The organism is Siphonobacter aquaeclarae (assembly GCF_900103285.1).
Lineage (GTDB): Bacteria > Bacteroidota > Bacteroidia > Cytophagales > Spirosomataceae > Siphonobacter > Siphonobacter aquaeclarae.
This window is the reverse complement of the sequence record NZ_FNGS01000001.1, coordinates 805,151-825,827: the sequence shown is the minus strand read 5'-3', so window position 1 is coordinate 825,827 and position 20,677 is coordinate 805,151. Positions and strand designations below refer to the sequence as shown.

Genomic DNA, 20,677 nt, shown 5'->3' with positions numbered 1-20,677 from the left:
TTTTATCAGCATACGCGGATAAGTGTCATGCGAAGAAGATGCGCGAGTTTTTCCAGCGTCGCCACCCGATGTCCGATACCCACCGCACAGTGATGCGCCGGTCCGTGCCGGTTCCATTCTTCCACAAAACGCCGCGCGCCGATCGGAAAGCGGTACCGGCTGTTGGTATTGCCGATTTCGAGAACAGGTCCGGGAACGGATTCACCCTCGGCTGCGAGCAGGACGATTTTCCCGTCTACCGTTTCCACAACAGAAAGCAACGTCACCGGCCCGTGTTTGACCGACATCTCGACGGATAGCCCGTTACCCACCTTGCCGTGGTACACATACAACGGACGGACTTTGGTTTTCCCTTCCGCAATGGCAATATGGCCGGGCCCGTCGTGGCCCATCAGTACCACATCGTCCCGGAAATCCATTGCGTAATACTCTGTAAAAGAGCCGCCTGCGCCGAGCAGGTCGAGGATTTTCATGGCCTGAACATTTTTCACTTCGTATTCTCCGGCGACAGGGATACCCCTCGCCGTGAGTAACGAGTTGCCGAGAATCACCGAACTCATCGCGTCCCCGTTTTCAATACTGCCGGTTCCTTTGTAGTAGTAGGCGAGGGATCCGAGGTTCAACTCCGCCACGAGGCGATCGAGCGCTACAGATGTTTTCGCTGCCCGCTCTACTTCCACCGGCAGACAATCGTCCTGAATCGCAAACGATTCCGAAAAGAGCGCTACCCGGTCGCGGATCTGAGCGGCGGTTACCTCCCGGCGTAGCGCCGACAGCCGATCTACCTCCACCATTTCCATGTGTGTTCCGAAGACGGCGCTGTGCAGCGTCAGGTTCGAGTAGATATCGAGCATGCCGCTGTAGTAATTGCCCATCAGGCCGAGCCGGTTGTGGGCCATGCCGTGGGCTGCGCGGGCGGCTTCGATCCAGTCGTCAATCTCTTTCCAGGCGATGGGGTCGTTTTCGAGCATACCCGTTACCTGATGAAAAGGAATACCGGACCGGTGAAAAACACTGGCAATCTCCGGTACCGGGCAGGCTGAGCACCAGGCCAGCCATTCGCCGGTCATCCGGGTGCGGTCGCCCAATTGGTTGAACCATTCATACGGGATGGCGGCGTCAGGCGCCAGGTTAAGGACGACCACCGGCACGCCCGCACGGCGCACGACCGGCAAAACGGTCGACGAAAGGGCGTAAGTCGTCACATAAAGGAAGATCAGGTCGACGTCCTGCCGCCTGAATTCATGGCCGGCAGCGAGCGCTTTTTCCGGAGAATCAATCAATCCGAGGGAAACCAGCGTCACGCCCGGACGCTCCATGCGCCGGGATAATTGACCGAGATAGGACTCCAGTCGTTCCCGAAGGCCGTCGAACTGCGGCCAGTAAGCTTCCAGCCCAATGCCGAAAAGCCCGATGCGAAGCGGAAAAGCAGTCATAGGTTCAGAGAAAATCGGCGTTCCTGCCTTCGGACAAAAATAGGAGCGTGGATACACCGGCGCCATGTGTTTTTTGGCAGGCTGTATCGCTTTTTTGATGGAACCGGAAGTTGGTGTCCGGGGATTTTTTTCCACAGACTCAGGAAGTTAACTGCCCGGCTGCCGCACGGATGCGCTTCTCACTCAGGCAGTTGTTGATGGAAACAGCACCGTTCAGGGAAGATACCGGCGTCGGACGGCAAAAAAATCCCCCGTCGTCCTTTGATACCAATCTTGATTTTCATTAATTGCTTTTGTATTGTTACACTAACCCCATAATGACTACGAAACCTACCGCGTCCGCCGGCGTTGTTGGAATGGTCACCATCCTTTACTCCCCAACAGTCTCCGCATATGCCGGAGATCCGCCAACTGTACCTGTTCTCTTAATCGAACCCCAGCCGGGAAGCTTCGGTGATCGCTCCGGATGGAGTTGACAGGACCACGTGTTTCTCGACGAACGAATCTGTCTTTCGGATCGACGCAGGTGTGGTGACCTGTGATCCCCGGAGAAATATTCTGACGTTACCGGAAAAGCGCCGAAAGCCTGTGGTGAGTGCCTGACGCGCCGCCGGGAGAGACATGTTCCTGCCCCTGAAGTTTCGGTTATTTCCTGATTGCCAGCTATTTTCTGTCGCCGGAAAATGCATATGGATATGCTGTGAAATAACCTCCCGTCGACGGTGACGCAGTATCCCTGCGTAATGACCTCCTGACTTTTTGCATACTCCGGCCCGTATCGCCGGAGCCAATTCCTCTGAATCTGGCATGAAAAGGGTTCTGTCTCCGGGAGAAATTCCGGTTGACCGGAAGCCGCGGAATACTGTGTTGATTCCTGCGTATAGCGGGAGCGTTTCCGTCGAGGCCGGGCTCGGTCATCCTTTTCAGCACCTGTGAATAAATAGGTCAGGAGTGCCATGCAACGGTCCGTGAAAACCCCTTAACCAGGGTAGCATAAAGCTGATACCGCCCGCGGAACCGGAATTCCGTTACCCCGGAATTCGGGTTGTCCATCCCAGGGATTGTGATTACGATGCGTGACAGTGCCCTCCTATCAAACGCGTCCAGGATCCACGTCCTGAGCGAAACCTACTTGAAGCCCAACATGAAAGAAATTATAGGTGTAACTCCCTTTGAACAACCAGATGTAGCACTTTTACAAGCCCTTTCACAATCCGGTATTTTTCCCGTCCTGAGTACAGGACGAAACCGCGCGGATGCCGAAGAAGCCCTCCTTCGGGCCGCGCAGCAGACGGCTTCGTTTGGTGTACACATCACCTCGGACCGTCTTCGGGGCATGGTGCTGCCGGACGCGGCGGGCACCGTGCTCCTTCCTTATGGTATTCCGTTCGCCTATTCGGGACGACGCTGGATCAGCATCGTCACCGACCTCGCCTCCGCGCTCCGCGCCCGTGACGAGGGAGCCGATGGCCTCATTATCAAAGGCAATGAAGCCGGCGGCGCCATCGGAAGCGAATCTTCCTTTATTCTTTTTCAGCGGGTCATACGCGAAGTACGCGACATCCCGGTATGGGTCATGGGCGGCGTCGGCCTCCATACCGCGCCGGCTGTCATGGCCCTCGGCGGGGCAGGCGTGGTACTCGACAACCAGCTCGCTCTCTTTCCCGAATGTAGTGCTCCCCGCGAACTGAAAGAAGTACTCTCTAAGCTTAGCGGCACCGAAACCCGTGTGTTTGACAGTTTCCGGGTATTGGTACGTCCAAACTCGCCGGAATGGCCGCAAACGCCTGATACTCTGGATGCTGTCCTCGCCGGTATCGATCCCGCACAGCACCTGCTGCCGCTGGGCCAGGATATTGCGCTGGCGGCGGATTATGTCACCCGGTATAAAAAACTCGGCCGGTTTGCGTTCGCGCTCCGCGAAGCCATGACCGGCCATATCCGGCAGGCGCAGCACCTTGATGTGGTGCGCCCCGGAAATCCCCTGGCCGAGGAGTTGGGCATTACCTATCCCATCGCGCAGGGACCCATGACGCGCGTCAGCGACGTCCCCGCATTTGCGGCGGCCGTTGCCGAAGCCGGCGCGCTGCCGTTCGTTGCCCTGTCGCTTTTGAAAGGAGAGAAAGCCCGTGAACTGGTGCTCGAAACGGGCCGCCAGGCCGGCGCCAGGACCTGGGGCGTGGGTATTCTCGGCTTTGCGCCGCCCGAACTTCGCGCCGAACAGCTCGACTACGTATTGGAGGCGAAGCCGCCGGTGGTACTCATCGCGGGTGGTCGCCCTTCCCAGGCAAAACCGCTCGAAAAAGCAGGTATCAAAACGTTTTTGCATGTGCCGTCGGCAGCCCTGCTCGATCTTTTTCTGAAGGAAGGCGCCCGGCGGTTTGTTTTTGAAGGACGGGAATGCGGCGGGCACGTAGGTCCGCTGTCGAGCTTTGTGCTGTGGGAAAAACAGATTGAACGCCTGCTGGAAGAAGATCAGCCGGGCGATATCAGCGTATTTTTTGCGGGAGGTATTCACGATTCGGTGTCCGCGGCGCTGGTGGCTGTCATGGCCGCGCCCCTCGCCGCCCGCGGCGTGAAGGTGGGCGTATTAATGGGTACCGCCTATTTGTATACGAAAGAGGCGGTCGAAACGGGTGCGATTTTACCCGGTTTTCAGGAGAAGGCGATGGCAGCAGCCGATACCGTCCTCCTCGAAACCGCGCCCGGCCACGAAACGCGCTGCCTCGATTCACCGTTCGCTTCGTTCTTCAACGAAGAGAAAAACCGGATGCTCCGCGAAGGCCTCGACCGGAAGGAAATCTGGGAAAAACTGGAAAGCTTGAACGTAGGCCGTCTGCGTATCGCAGCGAAAGGTATTGAGCGTCAGGGTGATAGTCTGCTGTCGATCGGCGAAAGCGACCAGCAGCAACGCGGTATGTACATGATCGGTCAGGTAGCGGCGCTGCGCAGCAGCGTAGTATCCATGGAAGACCTGCACCGGGAAGTATCCGAAGGAAACTATCCCCTTATCCGTCAGGCCAGTGTCCCGCAAGCCCCTGAGGAGAAGGACCGCTCGCTCGATGTCGCGATCATCGGGATGGCCTGTATATTTCCCGGCGCCCGAAACCTGGACGAATACTGGCAGAATATCCTCCTCGGAAAGGACGCCGTTACGGAAGTACCCGACGAGCGTTGGAACAAGGACCTCTACTACCAGCCCGACCGCGAAGGCAGCGACCTGTCGCATTCGAAATGGGGCGGATTCATTCCCCGTATTGACTTTGATCCGCTGGAATTCGGTATTCCCCCACAGTCTCTGGCGGCCATTGAACCGACGCAGTTGCTAAGCCTGCTCGTGGCGAAGCGTGCGATGGAAGACGCCGGGTACACCGACAAAGGCTTCGACACCGAAGCCGTCTCCGTAATCATCGGTGCAGAGGGCGGAAACGACCTCGCCAACAGCTACAGTTTCCGCGGCTACTACAAACAGGTACATGGCGGGCTGCCGGCCGAACTCGACGCCGCGCTGCCCGATACTACCGAAGATTCGTTCCCCGGTATCCTCGCCAACGTCATCGCGGGCCGGATTACCAACCGCCTCAACCTGGGCGGGCGGAACTATACCGTCGACGCCGCCTGCGCTTCCTCGCTGGCCGCCGTTGACCTGGCCTGCCAGGAGCTATTCCTCGGAAAATCAGACATGGTACTGGCCGGCGGCGCTGATCTTCATAACGGTATCAACGACTACCTGATGTTTTCGAGTACGCATGCGCTGTCCCGAAAGGGCCGGTGTGCGACGTTCGACTCCGAGGCCGATGGTATTGCCCTCGGCGAAGGCATCGCCATGCTCGTTCTCAAACGAAAAGAAGACGCCGAACGCGACGGCGACCGGATCTACTCCGTCATTCGTGGCGTAGGCGGGTCGAGCGACGGAAAAAGCCTCGGCCTGACTGCTCCGCGCAAAAACGGGCAGGTCAGCGCGCTCGAACGTGCGTATACGCAGGCAGGTATCAGCCCGGCTCAGCTGGGTCTGGTAGAGGCTCATGGAACGGGGACGGTCGTTGGCGACCGTACCGAACTCAGCGCTCTCACCGATCTCCTGACCCGCTCAGGCGCAGTAGCCGGGCAGACGCACCTCGGCTCCGTCAAGACGCAGATCGGGCATACGAAATGCGCGGCCGGTCTGGCGGGACTTATCAAAGCATCGCTTTCCGTATACCACGGTATCAAACCGGCGACGCTGCATTTGCGGCAGCCAAACGCCTACTACCGTCCCGGACAAAGTCCTTTTGCCTTCCAGGCCGAAGCCGGTATCTGGCCGGAAGAACGGCGTTTTGCCGGTATCAGTGCCTTTGGTTTCGGGGGAACAAATTTCCACGCCGTCATCGAAAGCGGAAGCAGACCGGCTGCCGGCCAACCGGCCGTCAACGCCTGGCCTGCGGAATTGATCGTTCTGCGCGGAGATACGGAGGAGCAGGCTGTGGTCCGCGCCCGTCAGGTCCGTGAGCTGCTCGATACCAACGACTCGCTGCCGTTGCGGGACATTGCCTATAGCCTCGCGCAGGAAAGTACCGCGCCGGTTCGCACCAGTATTGTTGCGACTTCAACCGAAGACCTGAAAGAAAAAATAGACCTTTTTCTCGCAGGGGGTTCGGGCAAAGGCCTGTACCGTACGTCGCCGAAAGAAGGAAAAGTAGCCTTCCTCTTCCCCGGTCAGGGCAGCCAGCGGGTCAATATGGCCCGTCAGTTGTTTGTGCTTTTCCCGGAAATGCGGGAATTGCTGAATAAGCATCCGGAATACCTTCCGATCCTTTTCCCGGACGCGGTGTTTGACGAAGCCGCAGCCAGAGCGCAGAAAGAGGCCATCCGCGATACCCGCATGGCGCAGCCGCTGCTGGGTATCGTTGACCTGGCCATTGCCCGTTTCCTGCAAAGCCTTGGTATTGAGCCGGATATGGTGGCGGGGCATAGCTATGGCGAACTTCCGGCGCTTGCATTCGCAGGTGCTTTTGACGATGCGGATCTGGTGTCGCTGAGCGCGCGGCGGGCGGAGAGTATCCTCCGGTCGGTCGAAGGCTCGGGCGATACCGGCGCGATGATTGCCGTCAACGCACCGGTAGAGGAACTCAAAAAAGCGCTGGCGGAGGCCGGAGACGTGTATCCGGTGAACTTCAACAGCCCGCAGCAATGTGTGGTAGCCGGAACAACGCCGGCCATTGAACGTGCTTCGGAGATCCTGCGGGAAGCGAAAATATCCTTCCGTCGGCTGGAAGTAGCCTGTGCCTTCCACAGCCCGGTAGTAGGGCGGTCGCGGGAGATTTTCCTGGAAGTACTCAGCGAAATTTCTTTCCGGGAAACGCAGGTACCGGTATGGTCGAATACCACGGCTGCGCCTTATCCCTCCGACGCTGATGGAGTCCGTCAGCGCCTGGCCGACCACCTCGTCGAACCTGTGTACTTCACCCGCGAGCTGGAAGAAATGTATGCAGGCGGCGCCCGGATTTTCGTGGAAGTAGGTCCCGGCAAGGTACTCAGCGGTCTGGCAAAAGCCACCCTGGGAAAAGACGAAACACTCCTGCATACCGAAGAGTCCGGTCAACTGGTACACCTGCTGCAAACGCTGGCCGCGTACCTGGCTACTGGCCGTTCCCTCCACCTGAGCAAACTATTCGAAGGCCGGCAGGCCCGTCAACTTTTTATCGATCAACCTTCAACTTACCGGAAAAGTCCGGCGACCTGGTACGTAAACGGGCATTACGCCCGGCCGGCAACGGGTAATCTCCCCGCCAACGGCGCCTTGCCCATTATCCAACCTATTGCGTTGCCGAAGGCGGTCGCGCCGGCCGTTGCGCCGGTGCCCGCCGGAGGCGCGGAGCAGCTGATGTACCAGTACCTGGAAAGCATGAATCAGCTGGTACAGGCGCAGCGGGATGTGATGATGACGTTCCTCGGCCAGTTTCAGGGAATGGCTCCGGTGGTAATGCCGGTCACCGGAACGACCGTTGTTCCTGCGTCCCAGGCCCCGGCTAAAACAGCTCGGGTACAAACTACTGCCGCTGCGGCAACGCCGGAGCGACCGAAAGAGAAGGATCTGCGCGCCCTATTGTTGAGTATCGTCAGCGACAAGACCGGATACCCGGCCGAAATGCTCGGCATGGACATGGATCTCGAAGCCGATCTGAGCATCGATTCCATCAAGCGGATCGAAATCATCGGTACCCTGCGCACGGAATTGGGCGGCCTCAGCCGGGGAGACGAAGACGCGGCGATGGAGCAGCTTTCCCGCATCAAAACCCTGAACGGGCTGGTGCGCTGGCTGGAAGAAAACGCCGCGGCGACAGCGCCGGATCCCGTCGCAACAGTTGTTTCGGAAACACCGGCTTCTTCCCAAAAGCGGACAGCCGCCGAACTGCAACGCCTCATCCGCGGCGTCGTGAGTGAAAAAACCGGCTATCCGGAGGAAATGCTGGGGATGGACCTGGACCTCGAGGCAGACTTAAGCATCGATTCCATCAAACGCATGGAAGTACTCGGCGCACTGAAAGGCCAGCTGGGGCTGAACGGAACACAGGGCGATGACCACATGGAAAAACTGGCGGCGCTGAAAACGCTTCAGGGTTTGGTCGACTGGCTTCTGGAATCAGATGCTACCGGAACCGACTCAGTAGCTATCCCTGCCGCGATGCCCGAAACGGCCGTGCCGGAAGCCCTTTCCCGGCATCGTTTCGAACGACGCCCCGCTGCGGGAGTACCGGGGGGCTCCCTGGCCGGACAGCGTTTCGCCATTACTGCCGATAACGCCGGATATGCCGAGGCCATCCGGCAAAGCCTGGAGCAACAAGGAGCCTCCGCGGATATTCTGACGGAAGAGGCGAATTTGCAGGAGTACCAGGGCCTTATCCTGCTCAACCTGTTTGCGGCGGGTAAGAAAGCAGCGATCATCGACTATTTCTCGCTGATCAAACGACTGGATTTCAATGCGGTACGATGGGTATACCTGTTCTCGGATACCACGAGTCATTTGCAGGAATACACCGATCCGCTCGATCTTCGGCACTACCAGGGCTACTCCGGCTTCTTCAAAAGTCTCGACAAAGAATACGAGCAGACCAAGTTCCGGATTGTCAGTGTCGACGCGGGCCGCACGCCCGAAAGCGTGGCGGGTATCGCCGTTCAGGAGCTGCGGCAGCGTGACGAGCCGTCCGAGATTATTTACGAAGGAAACGAACGCTTCATCAACATACCGGTACCGTCGCGGCTGGCAGCCGGGCGTACCTCCATTGAACTGGAGAAGGACAGCGTGGTACTCGTACTCGGCGGCGCGCAGGGAATCACAGCCGAGCTGATGATTCACTTCGCCCGCGAGTACCCGTGCACCTATATCCTCGTCGGCCGCTCCGAAAACCCGGCCGGAGGTACCAACGGCGCTTCGCTGCTCAAAACAAAGGAGGAAATCCGCCAGTACCTCGTCAAACGTGGCGACCTGCGGACGCCGGCGGCTATCGAGCAGGAAACATCCCGCATCCACAAAGCCAACCAGATACTCCAGACGCTGCATGCCCTGGAGGCAACAGGTTCAAAGGTCGTGTACGAATCCCTCGACCTGCGGGACGAGGCGGCACTGGGCCGGCTGATTGCGGGCATTTATGAACAGTATGGCCGGATCGACGGCGTGGTCCACGGCGCCGGACTCCTGGAAGACAAGCTATTCCAAAGTAAAACAACGGAGTCTTTCAAGCGGGTTTTTGACACGAAAGTGAACCCGCTGCGTATTCTCGCCGAGCAGTTGCGGCCGGATACCCGGTTTGTCGTCCTGTTCTCCAGCATCGCTTCGGTGTATGGAAACCGCGGGCAGACGGACTATGCTGCGGCCAACAGCGTCATGGATCTGTATGCCCGGGCGCTTCGCCGGAAAATCAACGGGAAAGTCACCGCGATTAACTGGGGGCCGTGGAAAGGCGCCGGCATGGTGTCTCCATCCCTCGAAAAAGAATACGAACGCCGGGGTATTGCCCTCATCCCGCTTCAGGACGGCAAGGAGACCTTCCTCAACGAAATGAAATACGGAAACGAAAGCCAGGTGCTCATCATGGCCGGCGATAACTGGTAGCCGCTCATGCATAGATCCAAACCGACCAATGACATTGCCGTCATCGGCATGTCCTGCCTCTTTCCGGGGGCCGACGGCCCGGAGGCTTTCTGGCAGAATATTGTGAATAAGGTGGATTCGACAGGCGCGGTGCCTGCCGACCGCCTTGACCCGGTACACTTTGAATCTTCGGGCGGGCCGTTTTATTGCTCCCGAGGAGGGTTTGTGCCGGATTACCGTTTCGACCCCCGGCGATTTGGCATTCTGCCGGTTGCGGTGGAAGGAACGGAGCCGGATCACCTCCTCACACTCGACCTCGTACACCGCGCCCTCGAAGACGCCGGCATGTTGGGCCGGGAGGCAGGTTTCGGCAAAACCGGAATCATTATCGGAAAGGGCAATTACGCCGGACCGGGCGCTACCCGGGCTATTGAAATCGTCAGAACAGGGGAGCAGATCGCTTCGCTGCTGCGCGAATTGCTGCCGGATTTACCGGAGAAAGATATTGCCCGCGTCACGCAGGAGTACCGGGACCGCAAGGGGCGTTTCGGTCCGGATACGGCTATGGGGCTGATTCCCAACCTGGTCGCTTCGCTGGTCGCCAACCGGTTTAATTTCGGGGGTACGGCGTTGACGGTCGACGCCGCCTGTGCCAGTTCCCTCATTGCGATCGATCAGGCCCGCCGCGAGTTGATCGACGGTCGCGCGGATCTGATGATTGCCGGAGGTGTTCACGTGGCGCAGAACGCCGCCTTCTGGAGTATTTTCACGCAGCTCGGAGCGCTGTCCCGCCGCGGGCAGATTCAGCCGTTCAGCGAGGAGGCCGACGGCCTGCTGATCGGGGAGGGCTGCGGGTTTGTGGTCCTCAAGCGGCTGGAAGACGCCCGCCGCGACAACGACCGCATCTATGCCATTCTCAAGGGAACCGGCGTAAGCAGCGACGGGAGCGGGGCAAGCGTCATGAGCCCGTCTGTCAGCGGCCAGTTGCGCGCCATGCAGGAGGCCTGGGCCGATGCCGGAACGCCGGTGTCTCAAATTGGGTACATCGAAGCGCACGGTACCGGTACGCCACTTGGTGACAAAACGGAAGTGGAAACCCTGCGTCAGTTTTTCGGGGAAGAAGGAGCAAAGGCGGGGCTGGGTACGGTTAAGGCCAACATCGGGCATGCTATGCCCGCCGCCGGTATCGCCGGCTTTATCAAGACTTGTCTGGCCCTTTACCACGATACATTGCCACCAACCCTGCATTGCGGGCGTCCGCTGCCGCAGCTGGAGCAGACGCGCTTTCAGCCGCAGCAGGAGCCTGTAAGATGGTCGGCGTCCGGGCTGCCCCGGATAGCCGGTGTCAATGCGTTTGGTTTCGGCGGAATCAATGCCCATGCGGTGCTGGAGGGAACCGATACCGTCGTCCACGATCCGTTGCTGCTGCTGGCGCGGGAAAGCCGGGAGGAACTTCTGGAAGCACTCGACTCGGGCGATTTCCGGATCGGCTCGGGACCATACCGCCTCGCGTTGTTTGAACCTACGCCGGAACGCCTGAAGCGGGCGGCGAAAGTGGTGGCCCGTAATATGCCCTGGCGGGGTCGTCAGGATATGTGGTATACCTCTTCACCGCTGTTGTCGTCGGGCGGAAAGCTTGCTTTCGTTTTCCCGGGACTGGATGGCCTTGCAGGGGGGGAGGTAGACAGCGTCAGTCGTTTCTTCGGGATTGATCAGCCGGTGGAAGACGGGCCGGAAGGCTTGCTCCGCGAGGCGCTGACGATCCTGCACCGGACGTCGGTACTTGACCGCGCACTGAAGCAGATGGGCGTCCGCTCCGACCTGAACGCCGGGCATAGCCTCGGCGAGTGGCTCGCTGCCCGGTCATCCGGGTTAGCTGAAGAAAGCTCCGTTTCCGAACTGCTTCAAACCCTTAATCCCGAGACATTTGAACTGAAAGACTCCGCGTTCATTGCCGTAGGCTGCGGCATCGCCCAACTGGAGCCGCTGCTGGCCGGTATTCCGGATGTCTATCTGTCCAATGATAACTGCCCGCAGCAGGTAATCCTCTGCGGGACGCACGCGGCGCTGGACCAGCTGGTACCGTTGCTGAAAGAACAACAGATTTTCCATCAGATACTGCCGTTTCAATCCGGTTTTCACTCGCCTTTCGTCGCCTCGAAAATTGATGTATTGCTGGCGGGGATGGAACGCATGCAATTCCGGAAAACAGAAACACCTCTGTGGTCGGCTACGACGCTCGAGCCGTATCCGGAAGGCCTGGAAGCCATCCGGCAGCTGTCCGTCGAGCACCTGATCCGGCCGGTCCGGTTCCGGGAGCTGACCGAACGACTGTATGAAGAAGGCGTCCGGGTTTTTATTCAGGTAGGTTCCGGTGGACTGAACGGGTTTATCGAGGATACACTGAAGGGTCGGGAGTTTAGCACAGTCGCATCAAACGTCCCGATCCGCGGCGGTCTGGCACAGCTACAGCGTGTGAAAGCCGCACTCTTTGCAGAGGGGCGCGAGATACCCGCTTTTGAACAGCGAATACCACCGGCCGCAAACAGCGCCCGGACAGGTATGAAACTCGAACTCGGCCTGCCGATTCTGAAAGACTTGCCGGCGGTGAGGGCGTTGTCAGTCGCACCCCAAAAAGCAGCCGAACCGGCGGCGGGCCCCTTGTTTCAGGCGTTTCAGCGAAACGTGGACGAGTGGATGGATATCCAGGGCGATCTCCTCCGCCGGTTTCAGGAGCACCGGCCGGCTGCGGTAGCTGCTCCGGTGGTGAGTAACGCCCGGACTGCCTTCGAGTATCCGCTCGATATCAGCCTTCAAAACAGTCCGTACCTCATCGACCACGCCCTGCTCCGCCAGCCGAAAAACTGGCCGCACGTAGCCGATATGGACCCGGTGGTACCGATGACAATGATTTTTGAACTCTTCGGAGATATCGCGGCCATACACGCACCCGGCGAAGTAGTCCGGAAGATTCATCAGGTGAAAGTATTTCAGTGGATGAACGTGGTGGAGCCGTTACGGGGTACCGTGACCGGTACCTGGAAAGCACCGGACCGGGTATTCCTCGACCTCGACCGGTATGCCAACGCCGAAGTAGAGCTATGGCCTGCGGCTGGAGGAGGGGAGACGCCACCCGAAGCCTGGGTATTGGACCGTGGCGAGCGCCTTCCCATCACCCGGACGCCCGAACAAATCTATGAGGAGCATATGTTCCACGGCCCGCGCTACCAGGGTATTCGGGAAGTAAGCTATGTCGGGACAAAAGGCATCACCGGTATCATCGAAAGCAGCGGCGGCAAAGGCTCCCTGCTCGACAACGCCGGCCAGCTTTTCGGCCTGTGGCTGCAACTGACGCTGACCAAAGACCGGATTGCCTTTCCCGCGAAAATCCAGGAAATCGAATTTTTCGGAGACCGCGAAGACCAGTCCGGACACTTCGAATGTACCTGCGTGCTGACGGAACTCAACGACGACTTCGCCACCGGCAACTTCGAACTTCGCCGGAACGGGCAGCTCTGGGCCCGCCTCAGCGGCTGGCAAAACCGCCGCCTCGAAATCGACGAAGCCCTTTGGCGGGTATCCATGGCGCCGATGGTAAACCGGCTGTCGGAAGAGATCGCCCCGGGTGTCTTCTTCTTCCATCAGGCCTATAGCCGGGTCGTTTCCTGGGACTTCGTCCTCAAACGGTACTTCAATCAGGAAGAAAAAGCGCATTACCTCAGCCTGACGCCCAACCGCCGGAAAGCGTGGATGATCAGCCGGGTAGCGGTGAAGGACGCTGTCCGCGACGTCCTCCTGAAAGAACGCAATACCCCCTGCTACCCGATCTCGTTTGCCATTGGCTCGGAGCCTTCCGGACAGCCGTATACGACGGGCGGAAACGCCGCCGGTATCTACGTGTCCCTGGCCCACAAGGGAACAGATGCCGTGGGGATTGCGCGGTCGCAGGGGCCGGTCGGGATCGACATCGAGCGCATCGAGGAGCGGGGGGATAGTTTCGCCTCGGTCGCCTTTACCGAAGGCGAGAAGGAACTGCTTCGCGGTCGTGATACGGCCGAGTGGCCTACCCGCTTCTGGGTTGCCAAAGAGGCCTGTGGAAAGTACCTCGGCACCGGCCTGAAAGGCGATCCCAAAGCGCTTGAAATCGCCGAAATACAGGGCGATGTCCTGAAAATCAAGAACATACTTATTCAAACGATACACTTTCAAAACTTTATCATCGGATGGACGCAGCCGTAACACGCCTGACCTATCAGGAAATTTTCGATCTCCTGAAACAATTCATTACCGACGTGATCGGCGAAGAGTTTGTCGAAGAAATGGACATCGAGCCGCAAAGCTCGTTCACAAAAGACCTCGAAATGGACAGCATCGAAATCGTCTCCTTCTCCGAAAAAATCAAAGCCCATTTCGGAAAAGAAATCGATTTCACCGGATGGCTGTCGGGTATGGACCTCGACCAGCTAATCAACCTGAACCTCGATCAGATCATCCGATACATCGAAGAATGCCAATCCTGAATGTCAACGGGCGGGAAGTGCACGTCCAGGAGCTGAACCCGGAGGGAAAGGAAACGCTGGTGCTCGTCCACGGTATGTTCAGCAACCTGTCGGTCTATTATTTCCACATCGCGCCGGTATTGGCGACGACGTTCCGGGTGGTGATGTACGACCTCAAAAGCCACGGCCTGAGCGGTCGCGTCGCCGAAGGGTATGATCTCAACAGCATGAGTGAAGACCTCGAGGGCCTCGTCGACGTACTCGGACTCGATACGTTTCACCTGGCCGGGTATAGTTTCGGCGGGCTCATCGCCCTGAATACCGCGCTCCGCCTGGAGGCCCGAATCCGGAAGCTGGTTGTCATCGAAGCGCCTGATCCCGCCGACGAAAAAGCACGCGGGATCATCGACGAGTACAGTCGGGAATTTCTCGAAAACTACGTCAAAAATTATACCGATACGACGCACGTCCGGATGGGCAAACGGCAGCTGGAGCGGAACCACCGGATGTATGAGTACCTGTTTTACCAGACGAGTATCCGCCGGGATATGCAGCGGGAAAACGACTTTTTTATCCGTCCCGAACTCCGGGCGCTGGACCGGAAGACGCTGCTCGTGTATGGGGATACCTCCAACTGCCTCGATTCGGGCCGCTACCTCCATGCCTGCATACCGGGTTCGGAGCTCGCGACCCTCTCCGGCGATCATAACCTGCCGGTACAGGAGCCCGAGCTCCTCGCCGACCGGCTGCTGACCTTTCTGACTACCTGACTATGGCTCGTTTTGCATTCATCGTTCCGCCGTTGACCGGCCACGTCAATCCGACGCTGAGCCTGGGTGCGGTACTGCTCTCCCGGGGGCATGAAGTAGGGTGGATATCCCTCGACGCGTCGCTCGGCGAACGGCTACCTGCCGGCGGGCAATTACTCCTGATCTCGTACGAAGAAAACGACGAAAAGAAGCAGCAAAACGCGGAGTACCTGGATATCATCTCCCGGAAAAACGTCTATGGCATCGACAGCGTGCGGTTTTTGTACGAAGAAGTACTGATTCCACTCAACCGGCATTGCTACGAAGGCATCCGGCAGTGGCTGCAGGTATTTCAACCGGAGCTGGCGATTGTGGATCATCAGCTGTTTACCGGCGCGGTTGCGGCGATTCAGGAAGGTATTCCGTATGTGACGACGGTCACCGCACCCGCGGCCATCAAGGTCATGGAGGAACTGCCGAAGGTACACGAGTGGGAAGAAAAACAGGTCATCGCTCTCCAGCAGGAGCTGGGGTTGACCGGGGAAGCGTCTGTAGCCTGCTCGCCGCTACTGACGATGGTACTGACTTCAAGGGCTTTTTTCGGGGAAATGGAACTGCCGGAATACTACCGCTTCGTCGGTCCGGTACTGCACCGGCGGGAGAATACGCCGTCGTTCGACTGGGACGGATTTCACGCAGATACCCGCCGGAAGGTACTCGTCAGTATCGGTACTACGTTCGACCACGCCTACAAAAAGGCCTTTTTCACGAAAGTAGCGGAGGCCCTGGCTGATGCCGACCTCGGTGTTGTCGTCGTATCCGATCCGGAGTTACTGGAATCCTGGCCGGATAACTTCCTGGTCCGGCGCCAGGTACCGCAGCTGGAACTGCTGCCATACCTGAGTATGGTCGTCTCGCACGGCGGACACAATACCGTTTCGGAGACGCTGACGAACGGCCTGCCGCTCGTCGTCATTCCCATCGCCTATGATCAAAGCCACGTCGCGGGCCGGGTCGTGCGCGTAGGCGCCGGCGTTCGTCTGAACTACAACCGGTTCAAAGCCAAACACTTACGGGAAGCGATTGACGAAGTACTCGGAAACCCGGCTTATCGTCTCGCCGCCCAATTCATGCAGGAGTCCTTCCGGGAAGCGGGAGGCGTTTCGACCGCCGCTGATCTGCTGGAGCAAGTCGGCCAACCCATCTGTTAGCCTATGTCACGTTATTTATTTGTCATACCTCCTTTTTTCGGGCACGTCAGTCCGACCCTGAGCGTGGGGGCTACACTGCTGGCACGAGGCCACGAAGTAGCCTGGTTCGGTATTACTCCCCTCAAGCCGGAGCATATTCCGGCTGGCGGCAGCTACCATGTTCCGGATCTGACGGAATATGGAGAGGACATTGCCCTGATGCTCCGCCGGCAGGATGACGGACCGTCTGTTTCCGGCCCGGAAGTACTCAAACTGGCGCTGGAAGAGACCTATCTGCCCATTGCCCGGTTTATGCGGAAAGGGCTGCTGGATTTTCTGGATGCCTGGCAACCGGATGTTGTTGTCAACGATTGCATCACTTTTGCCGGCGCGTTGTGCGCGCGGCTGAAAGGTATTCCCTGCGTCACGACGACGCCCGTACCACCCGACGTGATGGGAAATGCAGAAGAAACCGCTCCGAAAATCGCGGAATGGCAGCAGAACCTGATCCGGGGTTTGCAGGAAGAATTCGGAATACAGGAAGAAAGCCTCCATATCCATTCCCACCGGCTGAACATGGTGTTTACCTCCCGGACCTTTGCGGGACTGGACCCGGCGCCGCCGCACATGGAATTTGTCGGGCCGGTCCGGGGAAGACCCAACGAAGTGCTGTTCGACTGGGAGCGCCTGCGTCAGGCGAAAGGACCCAAAATCTTTGTATCGCTGGGTACATTACTTGTCGACATCCGCAAGGCCTTCTTTTCGAAACTCGTCGAAGCGTTTGCCGATGAACCGCTGACGATTATCGCTGCTACCGACCCGGCAGCGCTCGAAAGCTGGCCGGAAAATTTCATCGTTCAGGGATTTGTACCTCAGGCGGCGCTCATGCCGCATATGGACCTGGTAATCTGCCACGGCGGGTTCAATACGGTCAACGATACCTTCGTCAATGGCCTGCCGATGCTCATTACGCCCATTGCGTACGACCACTTTCATACCGCCAAACTCATCGAACGGGCGGGTTGCGGTATCAGTATTCGCTATAAGCGGTTAAGAATCAATGAGTTGAGAAGTGCGGTATATGAACTGCTTGAAAACCCGGTCTACCGGGAGGCGGCCGTTCGTATCCAGACGACCTTCCGGGAAGCCGGAGGCAACGACCGCGCCGTGGAGCTGCTCGAAACATTCGCCCGGGAACCTGAATACGCATCGTAATGGAACGAAAATTACTTTTTGGAGAACGGATGCTGCACGGTGATGGAAACACGCCGTTCAACGCCATTATACCGTTTCGTCTCCGGGGAAATTTCACCGAATCGGCTGTTCATAACGCCCTCGCCGGTGTTCAGAAAAAACACCCCTGGCTCAAAGCCCGCGTCGGGATCGACGAGCGCGATTGCCCCTGGTTTTTGGTAGATGGTACTCCCCGCCCTATTCCGGTGGAAATACTGCCGCGGAGGTCGGAGGACGACTGGCTGACCGAATCCCGCCGGCAATGGACGGTACCTTTCGACACGGCAAACGGGCCGTTGCTGCGGCTTTCCTGGATTCGGGACGAACAGTTTTCCGATATGATTCTGACGATTCATCACTGTCTGTGCGACGGTGGGTCGGCGATGACGATTCTGGCTGAATTTCTGACGTTGCTGGAAAATCCCGCAGCCGAAATCGGTTTGGAAGACCCGGTAAAAGGAATTGCGGACATCGTCCCGGCGGCGGTATTGAATCATCCCGCAAAAAAAATCAAAGCAAAGCTGACCGGGGGCCTTATCCGGACGGCGCTTCGGGTCATCCCGGTGAAGAAACGGCCGTTTGACCGCGGCGAGGACTACCTCCTTCACTGGAAATGGGAGCGGGCCTGCAGCAGCGCGCTGATACAGGCCTGCAAAGAGGCAGGGGTGACTGTCAATACCGCCCTGTGCACTGCCTTGCTGCTGGCTTTCCGTGAAGTACGCGGAGAAAAGGCGTTCAACAAGGTATCCTGCCCGGTCGATATCCGCAGGCTGGCGCCGGAGATCCGCCCTGATCACATTTTTGCGTTCGGGATGATGTTTGTGGTTTCGGCAGGGAAAAACCGCTCGTTTATTGAAAACGCCCGTGCGATTCAGGCGGACGTCGACCGTAAGTCATTGAAACTGAATCCGTATGCAACGGTGATGGCGATGGAAGAGGCGCATGCCGCCATGGCCGATTTTACGGACCTGCTGCGCTATGGCAAATCCAGTAACGACTGTATGTTCTCCAACCTCGGCCGCATTCCGATCCGGAGCGAATATGGTTCGTTTGTGCTGGAGACGATTTTCAGCCCTTCGGTGATCGGTCCGCTGGGGAATACCACCACGATGGTAACATCGACCTATGGCGGGCAGATGGATTTTTCTTTTATCGGAAGCGAAGGATACTTACCGAAACGGGACGCTGTCGCTATACGGGAAACGCTCACCCGTTTGCTCACCGAAGAACTGCTGCAAACCGAACCTGTTCCCGCATGAACCGTACCATGATTACCGGCGAACGGATCATGTATGTCGACGCCGCGACACCGCTCAACTGCGTTTTCGTCGCCCGTATCCAAGGCGCGCCGGATGCGGACGGTATCCGGCACGCGCTTGCCGGTATTCAGCGAAAACACCCGCTGTTACGTGCCAGGATAGAAAATGGCCGCGTACCCCGGTTTGTCAGCGATCCGGAAATCGGAGAAATTCCGGTACGGATCGTCGACCGGCAAACTGACTATGATTGGCAGGCCGAGTCAGAACGCGAATGGGTTACCCTGTTCGACAATCCGGGATTACCACTCGCCCGGCTGGTATGGGTGCGATCGGCGGGACGATCGGAGCTGTTGCTTGTCCTTCCGCATTGCGTGTGCGACGGGACAACATTCGTGGCACTGATGCGGGAGTTACTGACGTTGCTGGACAATCCAACGGCTGATATCGGTTTTTCAAAAGGATTTGACTCCGTCAGCGACCTGCTGCCGACGGGTTTCCGGGCGTCCTTCGGAAAGACGCTGAAAACGCGGTTTTTCGGGTTACTCGCCAAAGGATTTTTCCTGCTGAAACCCGGCGCTGAACACACGCCGGCGGGCAGGGCTTATGCGCTTCGGTGGTCGCTCGACGAACCGGAAACGACCGCCCTGCTTCGGTATGCGAAGGAGACAGGCGTTTCGGTGCACGTCGCTATATGCGCGGCGATTTTGAAAGCGTTTCAGAACGTCAGGGGCGCGGAGGCACATGGAAAGGCCATTTGCCCGGCCGACATCCGCCGGTATTTACCCGCGATTACCGACGATACCATGTTCGCCTTCGCGCCGATCGTCGAGCTGAAGTTGCCGGAAGAAGGAGAATTTCAGGAAGCAGCAGTCTCGCTGAAGAAGCAACTGGCAGAAAAGCTTGCCGGACTGGATGCCGCCGGATTGCTGTGGTCGAGCGAATTTTTCCACGGCTCTGTTCGCAAAATGGTGTCGTTTTTACGGGCGACACCCGGCACGCACGACGTGACGTTCAGCAATATGGGGAAGGTCGCGATTCCGGAGGTATTCAGCTCTTTTGAGGTCGAACGCCTCTTTACCCCGACGGTCGCTTTTCCCTGGATGAATCCGAATACGCTGGTCGTCAGCTCCTACAAAGGGAAGATGGATTTCGTGTTTCTTTCCCGGGATACCTTTCTTCCGATCGAAGAAGCAGAAAGAATCCGCGACCGTGCGCTTCAGTTCCTACCCGCTCTGACTCATGCCTGAACCGACCGACGACCGGATGAGGCGATTCATCCGTAAAAACCTGCTCACCTACCTGTTGCCGAATCTGGTCTTCAACACGCTGATACCCTATGCGTGTTTTATCCACGCGCCGGCGGTTTACCTGTTTCGGGGAGAGCAGAATTTCGCCCGGTTTCTGATGCCGATGGCGATCATGCTGCCGTTTATTATTACGTTCGATATCCTTCGGAAAACCACAGAGTTAGCCGAAAAAGGAGGTATTGCGTGGGTTCCGGCAGACAAGTATCTAAAGAAAGCCACGCTGTTCAAACTGGCAGGTATCAACGGCCTGCTTGCCGGAATACCCCCGGCGCTTGGCTTGCTGATCCTTTACCTGATTCTTCCTCCCGACTATGCGCTGAATCCCCTGGTGTTGTCGGTCGTGGTCGGCGGACTGGCCGGTATCTATTCGGTTTGCTTCACGCTGATACCGCTGCGGAAATGGAAACGCGACGCGACACGCGTCGTAGCTATCGGGGAATGGCGCGAATAGCCGCTTCCAGATCGAGTTTGGGGTATTTTTTGCGGATGGATTCGTCGAAGGTAAACTTGTTGTCTGTAAACCGGACCTGCGACGTTTCGAAATGCCACGTTCCGACATAGTGAAGCGTCTCCGGGCGGACCGTGAATGTAAACGCCGGCACAGTCCCCTCTTCGGCCCCGTCATCCGCCGGGCGTATCACCGGTTCCCAAAAGACAGCGTTGGATATCAATCCGTTCTTCGCGTAAAAGTACCGTACCATGGCGTACGTGCCTGGTGGCACATGCAGGCAAAATATATTCTCCCGCCGGCCGTCATACTTTTGGATCACTTCGCACGCGAGTAGTTCATCGGTTTCGAGGTCCTTCAGCAGGATATATTGCGGCAGAACAGACTGTTTTAGCAGAGAACCCACGCGCTGGATGAAATTGCCGTAAATGATGCCGAGACCCCGCCTGATCGTATCGTTCTTGCGGACGCGGTCGGAAAGTTGT

At 58.1% G+C, this 20,677-nt stretch carries 11 protein-coding genes; 9 read left to right on the top strand and 2 right to left on the bottom strand.

What is annotated here, in order from left to right; genetic code table 11:
- Positions 1 to 5 precede the first annotated feature (5 nt).
- Complete coding sequence (locus tag BLR09_RS03040) at positions 6 to 1,436, bottom strand: arabinose isomerase (protein WP_093197523.1); 1,431 nt, start codon at positions 1,434 to 1,436, stop codon at positions 6 to 8.
- A 1,144-nt stretch (positions 1,437 to 2,580) separates the two neighbouring features.
- Between BLR09_RS03040 and BLR09_RS03035 the strand changes: the two genes are divergently transcribed.
- From BLR09_RS03035 to BLR09_RS03000, 9 genes are read left to right on the top strand one after another with little or no spacing between them, the layout of a single operon-like run.
- Positions 2,581 to 9,528 (top strand): type I polyketide synthase, encoded by a 6,948-nt coding sequence (locus tag BLR09_RS03035; protein WP_093197520.1) that lies wholly within the window; start codon positions 2,581 to 2,583, stop codon positions 9,526 to 9,528.
- 6 nt (positions 9,529 to 9,534) lie between these two features.
- Entirely contained in the window at positions 9,535 to 13,746 is a 4,212-nt protein-coding gene (locus BLR09_RS03030) for a type I polyketide synthase (RefSeq protein WP_093197517.1), read from the top strand.
- On the top strand, positions 13,731 to 14,027 hold the full coding sequence (locus BLR09_RS03025) for an acyl carrier protein (RefSeq protein ID WP_093197514.1): 297 nt from the start codon (positions 13,731 to 13,733) through the stop codon (positions 14,025 to 14,027). Before BLR09_RS03030 ends, BLR09_RS03025 begins: the two co-directional genes overlap by 16 nt.
- A complete protein-coding gene (locus tag BLR09_RS03020; RefSeq protein WP_093197511.1) occupies positions 14,015 to 14,776 on the top strand; it encodes an alpha/beta fold hydrolase in 762 nt (253 codons plus the stop codon). Before BLR09_RS03025 ends, BLR09_RS03020 begins: the two co-directional genes overlap by 13 nt.
- 2 nt (positions 14,777 to 14,778) lie before the next feature.
- Positions 14,779 to 15,966 (top strand): glycosyltransferase, encoded by a 1,188-nt coding sequence (locus BLR09_RS25655; protein ID WP_218126583.1) that lies wholly within the window; start codon positions 14,779 to 14,781, stop codon positions 15,964 to 15,966.
- Between the two features lie 3 nt (positions 15,967 to 15,969).
- A complete protein-coding gene (locus BLR09_RS25650; RefSeq protein ID WP_218126581.1) occupies positions 15,970 to 17,160 on the top strand; it encodes a glycosyltransferase in 1,191 nt (396 codons plus the stop codon).
- Positions 17,160 to 18,437 carry a condensation domain-containing protein gene (locus BLR09_RS03010; protein ID WP_093197508.1) on the top strand — a complete coding sequence of 426 codons (1,278 nt, stop codon included), beginning with the start codon at positions 17,160 to 17,162 and terminating at the stop codon, positions 18,435 to 18,437. The genes BLR09_RS25650 and BLR09_RS03010 overlap by 1 nt, the downstream gene beginning before the upstream one ends.
- Entirely contained in the window at positions 18,434 to 19,684 is a 1,251-nt protein-coding gene (locus BLR09_RS03005) for a phthiocerol/phthiodiolone dimycocerosyl transferase family protein (protein WP_093197506.1), read from the top strand. The genes BLR09_RS03010 and BLR09_RS03005 overlap by 4 nt, the downstream gene beginning before the upstream one ends.
- Positions 19,677 to 20,195 carry a hypothetical protein gene (locus tag BLR09_RS03000; RefSeq protein ID WP_093197503.1) on the top strand — a complete coding sequence of 173 codons (519 nt, stop codon included), beginning with the start codon at positions 19,677 to 19,679 and terminating at the stop codon, positions 20,193 to 20,195. Before BLR09_RS03005 ends, BLR09_RS03000 begins: the two co-directional genes overlap by 8 nt.
- On the opposite strand, the gene BLR09_RS02995 is transcribed toward BLR09_RS03000, so the two are convergent.
- Positions 20,173 to 20,598 (bottom strand): hypothetical protein, encoded by a 426-nt coding sequence (locus BLR09_RS02995; protein ID WP_093197501.1) that lies wholly within the window; start codon positions 20,596 to 20,598, stop codon positions 20,173 to 20,175. The two genes, BLR09_RS03000 and BLR09_RS02995, sit on opposite strands and share 23 nt — an antisense overlap.
- Between the last annotated feature and the right edge of the window lie 79 nt (positions 20,599 to 20,677).